This window comes from Acetivibrio sp. MSJd-27 (genome assembly GCF_018918095.1).
In the GTDB taxonomy this organism is placed as follows: domain Bacteria; phylum Bacillota; class Clostridia; order UMGS1840; family HGM11507; genus HGM11507.
Window position 1 is genome coordinate 66,140 of sequence record NZ_JAHLPV010000012.1, and the last position, 8,352, is coordinate 74,491.

At 42.4% G+C, this 8,352-nt stretch carries 1 protein-coding gene; it reads left to right on the forward strand.

Annotated elements, in window-relative coordinates:
* The first annotated feature begins 96 nt into the window (after positions 1-96).
* Positions 97-8,136: a GH36-type glycosyl hydrolase domain-containing protein gene (locus KQI32_RS06270; RefSeq protein ID WP_216424344.1), complete on the forward strand. Its 8,040-nt coding sequence runs from the start codon at positions 97-99 to the stop codon at positions 8,134-8,136.
* The last annotated feature ends 216 nt before the right edge of the window (positions 8,137-8,352 follow it).

The following is an 8,352-nucleotide window of genomic DNA, read 5'->3' on the forward strand; positions in this document are numbered from 1 at the left end:
TGAATCCTCTTATGAAGCGGGCAAAACTGCATAAAATCCGCTTTTTTGGGAAATCTAACTGTAAAAATTGTTTTTTGCGAAAAAGGCGGAGGTAGTATGAAAAAACAGCAGGTATTAACAGAACAGATGATACGGTTCGCAAAAGAAAGCAGGCAGATAGCCGTTTTTGATGATGGAAAAATTGCGCAGGATTTGATCACGTCTCTGAAAAGAGATTTCAGAAAGATCACAGAGCTCTATCAAAGAATATCCAAAATTGAAATTCTGCCGGGTTTCAGTGAATGGCTGTTGGATAATTATTATATGCTGGTTGAACTGTACCAGCGTATCATACATGAAGTTGATGAAAAGTGGCTTGCACAGCTGCCGCGTTTTCAAAGCGGTATCTACAGGGATAAAGTGCGGTTGTATGGTCTTTTAAAAGAATTTTTTCTTGCTTCCACTCCTCCTTTTTCCATGGAAGAGCTGGTGGAATATCTAAATCTCTATCAGGAAGAAAAGAAAATGAAGAATATTGAAATTTGGGCCATCGGTTCTGTCGGACAGATGGTTCTGTTTTCTATGCTGAAAAGTATTTGTTTAAAAGCAGAAGAATTGATTCACATGAATGAGGAAGCCAAAAAAAGCCGTAAAATTTCAGGAAAAGAAAATTTCAGTTTTCAATATTACTTCTGTCAAAAACTACCGGAATCCATTCGGAGAAAACAAAAGAATTATGAAATGATACAGCAAAAACAACAGGCACTGGAAGGTTTTTTGGAAGGGTTGACCGCAAAGGTGTTTACAAATTTAAGACAAATTCAGGGACTGGACTTTCCTGAATTGTTTGAGAAGCTCAGCTATACCGAACAGCTGTTTTTAAAGGATAAAACGTATCAGAAAATGGATTTTTCTTCAAAGAATTACTACCGGTATCAGCTGGCTGTGCTTGCCGAAAAAAATCACATGCCGGAAGAAGATGTGGCAAATCATGTGATGGAACTTTCGAGCCAAGAATCGGAAGAGCGGAAAAGGCATATCGGCTATTATCTTCTCTGCGAGCCATTAGGTAGCACAAATGTGAAAAAAAAGAACCGCATGTTATATACTGCTGGCAATATTACTTTTATTTTATTGTTTAAGGTCGCTTTGTTTTGGATTCTGTATGCCCTGGGATTTCGAGAGCTATTCCTTTTCTGCCTGATTGGAGTGGTATCTTTTATTCCAGTGACCGACATATCCATCAACCTTACCAATTATTTGTTTTTAAAATGTGTCAAAGCAACCATGATTCCGAAGATCGAATTGAAAAGAGAGATTCCCGATTCGGCAAAAACATCTGTTGTTATCTCCTCTTTGATTTTAAGTCCCGAAAATATAGACAGTCTGACGAAGAAGATTGAGGGTTATTATCTTGCGAACAGAGCAGAACACATTTATTTTGGCATTCTGGGAGATTTAAAGGATGCCCCAAGTGAGCATTTGCCAAATGACCATGAGAATATGAACTATTTAAAGGCAAAAATTGAGGAACTGAATAGAAAATATAAAGACATGCCCTTTTTTGCATTGACGCGTTCCAGAACGTATTCTTCCACGCAAGGAAATTATATCGGCTGGGAGAGAAAAAGAGGAGCCATTACAGAATTTGCAAGATATTTGAGAGGAGAAAAGAAGCACAGCTTTTTTTACCGCTTCGGCAATACGGAAGATATCCTATCATCGAAATACATTGTGACACTGGACAGTGATACACAGCCTTCCATCGGCTCTGTCAAGGAGCTGATCGGAGCAATGATTCATCCTTTGAACCGCGCGGAGATTGACCGGGAAAAGCACCGAGTTACCAAAGGATACGGTATCATCCAGCCCAAGGTTAATATCAGTCTTTCCTCAGCCTATCAATCAGAATTTTCCAAAATATTTGCCGGAGTAGGCGGATTTGACCCTTATGTCAATGCCAATTCAGATGTCTATCAGGACAATTTTGCCGAGGGGATTTTTACCGGAAAGGGAATTTTAGATGTGGATGTTTTTGTAGATTTGGTTGATGACGTGATACCGGATAACCGTGTTCTCAGCCACGATCTGCTGGAAGGCTCTATAGCCAGGACTGCACTGGCGGGAGATATTGAATTTGTCGACGGATTTCCTGCAAAGGTTTCTTCCTACTTTGCAAGATATCACCGCTGGGTTAGAGGTGACTGGCAACTTTTATACTTTCTGAAGAGCCGTCTGACGCTCCGGAGCAAAGAAAAAGTTAAGAATCCTCTATCTCTTCTTTCCCGTTGGAAAATGATCGATAATCTGAGAAGAAGTCTTGTGGCACCCTTTGTATTTATCATGCTGCTGTGTGCGGCCTTCCTGCCATTTGCCTGGTCGATAGTTTTGGTGATTCTTTCCTTGCTGACACTGGGATTAAGCCTTTGTACCGCTGTCTGCGATAATGTTTTATACCGTGATTTCAAATTCTTTTATGAGAAATCCTATACCAGAGCAATCTACGGGTTGAAGTCGGTATTTTTACAATTTCTTTGTCTGTTATCGTTTCTGCCATACCATGCTTACATCAGCATTGACGCAGCTATCCGTACCGTTTTCCGCCTTCTTTTCACCGGGAAGCATATGTTGGAATGGACAACGGCAGAGGAGGCAGAACGGAATATGAAGGATGACCAATTTTCCTACATGAAAAGAATGTGGTTCAGCATTGCAAGCGGTCTGTTTTTCATCCTGTACCACACTAATTTTCCGTTGTTTTTGATTGGTGTTTCCTTTTTTCTAAGTCCCGGAATTGCATACTTGATAAGCCGTCCTTGCAAAGAGAAAAAAGAAAAGCTTGATACAGCGGACAATGTTTTTTTGAGAAGATGTGCTTTCCGGATCTGGAATTTTTTTGATGATCTTGTGACCGATGAAGAGAACTTCCTTCCGCCGGATAATCTGCAAAATTCGCCGCCCAATGGGGTAGCCCACCGAACCTCTCCCACCAATATCGGACTGTATCTTCTAAGTGTTCTTTCGGCTCGTGATTTCGGGTATCTGACAACGGACGCGATGTGTGAAAAGATTGCTGGAACACTGAACACAATCGATAAGCTGGAAACCTGTAATGGTCATTTATTTAATTGGTACGATACAAGAACATTGGAAGTTCTTCGCCCGAAATATGTCTCGACTGTTGACAGCGGAAACTATATTGCCTGTCTGATTGCTCTGAAAGAAGGATTGAGGGAATACGCAGAAACAGAAAATTTTAATTTCTCGAATATACAGGGTTTAAAGGATGCGATTCTGGAGGAAAAGGCCGAATATCGAGAACTGCTCGATGATGTGACAGACAAAGCGGAAATGTTTCAAAAGCTTAACCTTCATCAGGACGAATTTATAAATAACCGAACAATCCAGAAAATGCTTTCCATGTTTCGGGAGGAAAAAAGCTTTGATATTGGTGATTTGCTTCAGAGAATTACCAGAATTATCGAGTCGACGTCCTTTTCTTTTCTTTATAATGACAGAAAAGAACTCTTTTCTATTGGCTACAATGCGGAGGAGAAAAAGCTTACCCCTTCCTACTATGACTTACTCGCCAGCGAAGCAAGACAGACAAGCTACATCGCTGTGGCAAAGGGTGAAGTTGGAAAACGCCACTGGAGAAGGCTGGGCAGAAGTATGGCACAGTTTGATCATCACAGCGGGCTTGTCTCCTGGACGGGTACCATGTTTGAATATCTGATGCCATTGCTTTTGCAAAAGGACTACAGAGGCAGTCTGCTGGATGAAACCTACCAATTTGTAGTGGATTCTCAAATAGAATACGCAGAAAATAAGAATGTTCCATGGGGCATATCGGAAAGCGGTTTTTACAGTTTTGACATTGATTTAAACTATCAGTATAAAGCTTTTGGCATTCCGGATAATGGACTAAAAAGAGGACTCAAAGAGGATACGGTTATTTCTCCCTATTCCACTTTCCTTGCCATGATGGTACGTCCGCACCGCGCTGTCACTAATCTGAAATTGCTAAAGGAAATGGGAGCTTTTCAGAAATACGGATATATCGAAGCTCTGGATTTTACGGAAACCAGGGTTCAGGGAGAAAAAGCATTTGAAGTTGTGGATAGTTACATGGCACATCACCAAGGGATGAGCTTTCTGGCACTAAACAACGTGTTAAACGGTGATATTTTAAAAGATCGTTTTATGAGAGACCCCTCCATGTACAGTGCACAGGAGCTTCTGGAGGAAAAGCTTGCGACCAAAGTTGTGATTACAAAGGAAGAGAAAGAACGGATTGAACCGCTTCGACCCATTGACCGGAAATCGGAGGAATGTATAAGGGGATATCACTATGAAAATTGTTATCCTCCAAGAATGCATATTCTGTCTAACGGAACCCTTTCTTATGTTACCACGGAAACCGGATTATCCTACTTGAAATGCAGGGATATCTATGTAAACCGTTTCCGAAAAAATCTTTACGGCAATCAATACGGTGCCTTCATTTATATTCGTGATATCAACGAGAATCTCTCTTATTCCGCAACATATGCTCCTTCCAAACAGATACCGGAAACCTATAAATCGGTGTTTTATCCGGAAAAGGCGGAATACCGCAGAAGGAATGCAGAGCTTACCACAACGCTCGACATTACCCTGTCAACGGAAAACAATGCCCTTTTGCAGACGGTAACACTGTTTAATCACAGTGGACGGGAAAAAGAGGTAGAGGTGACAAGCTATCTGGAATTGATTTTGTCGTCCATTGATCAGGATTTGGCGCATCCTGCCTTTAACAGTCTGTTTATCCGTACCTTTGAGAAAGAAGGCGTTCTGTTTGCCGTCCGTCGTCCGAGAGGAGAAAAGGAGAAGAATCTGTATGCCTCCCATTTCGCTGTTACTGATTTTATCCCCGAAGGCGATATTTCCTATGAAACAGACAGGGCCAAATTTATGGGAAGAAAACACACCACGCAAGATCCGCATGGAGTCAGAGAACCGTTCAGTAATACAACAGGAGCCGTTTTGGATCCTATTTTTTCCCTTCGTGTTCCATGCAAACTGGCGGCAAAAGAACAGAAGTGTATTTGTTTTATTACAATGATAGAGGACAGCATGGCACGTTTGGAGCGAAATTTGGAAAGTTACAGCAGCTTTGATTCTGTAAAAAGAACCTTTGAGCTGGCGCACAGCCGCGGCAGACAGAATGTCATCACAAAGGATACAAAAGAACAGGAAACTTATTTGAATTTGCTTGGTCATCTGCTTTATGAGAGCCCAAACAAGCTGAACTATAAAAATCAGATCGCACAGAATACTCTTGGCGTTTCCGCTTTATGGAAATTTGGAATATCAGGGGATTTGCCGATTTTAACAGGTTTGATATTAAAAGAGGAAGACTTTGCTTATGCACAGCAGCTAATAAAATGCCATGAGTTTCTTACGGTCAAGGGCCTGAAGTTCGATCTGCTACTGCTGACAAAAGATGATGACAGTTACATGGCGCCGGTTTTCCGTCAGACAAAAGAAATTTTGGAGAAAACCACCTTCAGCGGTCTTATCGACTGTCCGGGCGGCGTCTTTATTCGTTCTTTGGAAGCAATGACGGAAGCGGATAGAAATGCGGTTTTGGCGAAGTCTTCCTTTGTGGTGGATCCGAGAGCGGGAACCATTGTCTCACAGGTGCAGTCGGCATTTCTGCAGCTGGATAACACGATATACAAGATATCGGAAGAAAAGGAGCAGAGCGCCCCATACACGGAAAGGCTACGTTTTTACAATGGTTATGGAGGATTCAATGACAAAAATGAATATGTTATTTTACTTGCGGACGGAAGAGAGACACCGCTTCCCTGGTGTAATGTTATAGCCAATCCGAGATTTGGATGCGTGGCAACCGAATCGGGCGGAGGTTATACCTGGGCGGAAAACAGCCGTGAAAACAAGTTGACACAATGGAGCAACGATCCTTTGATTGATTCGGTATCGGAAGCTGTGTATGTAAAAGAGGGCAATCATATTTTTACAATCACACCTTATCCAGTGCGAAAACATCAGAATTATAGAATAACACATGGTTTTGGATATACGGTTTATAACTCTTTTCACAGGGAGATCAATTGTGAGCAGACCGTTTTTGTACCGCAAAGCAAGCCGATGAAGATTACAAAACTTCGGTTGAAAAATGAAAGCAGCTGCTTAAAAAAACTTTCTCTGTTTTACTATGTCAAACCGGTGATGGGCGTTTTTGAAAACGAACAGGCACTTATAAAAAGAGAAAACAATGTGATATATGCGCAAAACAGAATGAATGAGGAATTTAAGGATCGTCAGTTATTTGTCACCTCCACAGAGATGATTACAGGAGTTGAAAAAGAATTCCTGTCATTTATGGGAAATCCAAAGAGTGAAATTCCATCCGGTGTTATCAATGGGCTGGCGCAGAGTGAATCTTCCGAATATGCTCTTCATCCCTGTATTGCGATTGAGATTTCCGTCAGCATAAAGCCTCATGAAACAAGGGAGTTGGCTTTTGTGTTGGGGCAAGGCTCCAATATTGCCGAGACATCGTCCTGTCTGAAACAATTTCAGGGGATCTATGAAGTCAATGAAATGCTGAAAAAAACAAAAGACTTTTGGAACAAAAAACTTTCTGTCATTCAGATTCATACTCCGGATGAATCGATGAACCGAATGCTGAACGGATGGATGCTTTATCAAAGCCTTTCCTGCCGTATCTGGGGACGGAGCGGGTTCTATCAGGCGGGAGGAGCCTATGGCTTCCGCGATCAGCTGCAGGATTGCATGTCTATGCTTTTTGCGGATCCCAAAATTGCTTTGCTGCAAATTCTAAAACATTCTACTCATCAGTTTTTGGAAGGTGATGTGCAGCATTGGTGGCATCCAAAGCTTCACCAGGATGCCGGTGACAAAGGTGTGCGGACTAGATTCTCTGATGATCTTTTATGGCTTCCCTATGTGACATGGGAGTATATTCAAAAGACGGGTGATAAAGAGATACTCGATATAAAAACATCCTTTCTGGAAGAGGCGATTTTGGCAGAGAATGAAGAGGAACGCTATGGTTTGCCCAGCATTTCAAAAGAGAAAGCTTCTCTTTTTGAGCATATGAAACGTGCAGTTGACCGCTCCATGAAAAGAGGGAGAAATGGTCTTCCGCTGATCGGAACAGGTGACTGGAATGATGGGTTCAGTGCGGTCGGAAAGGAAGGCGAAGGGGAAAGCGTCTGGTTGGGTTGGTTTCTATGTGATGTTTTGGAGAAGACAGCTGAAATGTGTGAGATGAAAGGGGAAGCGGAGTGCGCCGAGAGATATCGAACACATGCCCGGCATATTTCGAAAGCAGCAAATCAAAATGCCTGGGATGGAGAGTGGTATATTCGGGCGTTTTTCGATAATGGCATGCCTTTGGGATCCAAAGAAAATGACGAAGCGAAAATTGATGCAATCGCCCAGGCATGGGCGATTATCAGCGGAAAAGGAGAAAAAGAAAAGGCGCAGCAGGCACTTCGCTCTGTAAAACAGTATTTGGTCGATGAAAAGCATGGATTGATTAAGCTTCTGACGCCGGCCTTTGACAAAAGCAAAAACAATCCCGGTTATATCAAAAGCTACATTCCCGGAGTCCGTGAGAACGGCGGACAATATACGCACGCTGCTGTTTGGGTTTGTATGGCCTGTGCGATCCAAAAGCAAAAGGACGATGCCTATCGTCTTTATTCCATGCTGAATCCGGTTCGCCACAGCGACAGCCAGGAGCAGGCAGAATTATACAAGGTGGAACCATATGTCATTTCCGCCGACGTCTATTCCAACGAAAACCAGACAGGCAGGGGAGGCTGGTCCTGGTACACCGGTGCCGCCGGATGGTATTACCGGGTAGGAATGGAATATATTTTAGGATTTCGCAAAAACGGAGAATATCTTTATTTTGAGCCGTGTATTCCGTCGGAATGGAAAGCATATCAAATCAATTACAATTATTTTGATACATTGTATCAAATCAATGTAAGCTGTCCTAACGGCGGCGGCATTTCGGTAAAAGAAATCTATGAAAACGGGAAGCATCTGATTGAAAAAAAAGTTCCTTTATGCAACGATAAGCAGCTGCATAAAATATCAGTGGTTTTGGAGTAGTATGAAAAACAGGTATCGGGATAAGCATCCCGATACCTGTTCAGCTTGTCAAAAAAACCTTGTTTTCGGTAGATGAAAACAAGGGTTACAGCCTGTCGAAAAACGCATGGATTCCATCAAGCGAATCCACGCGTTTTTGTGTCTATTGGGAATAAAAACATGAGTATCCGATGCAGCGTGCCATGGTTCCCATCCCGCCACTTCCACATGGCCAGC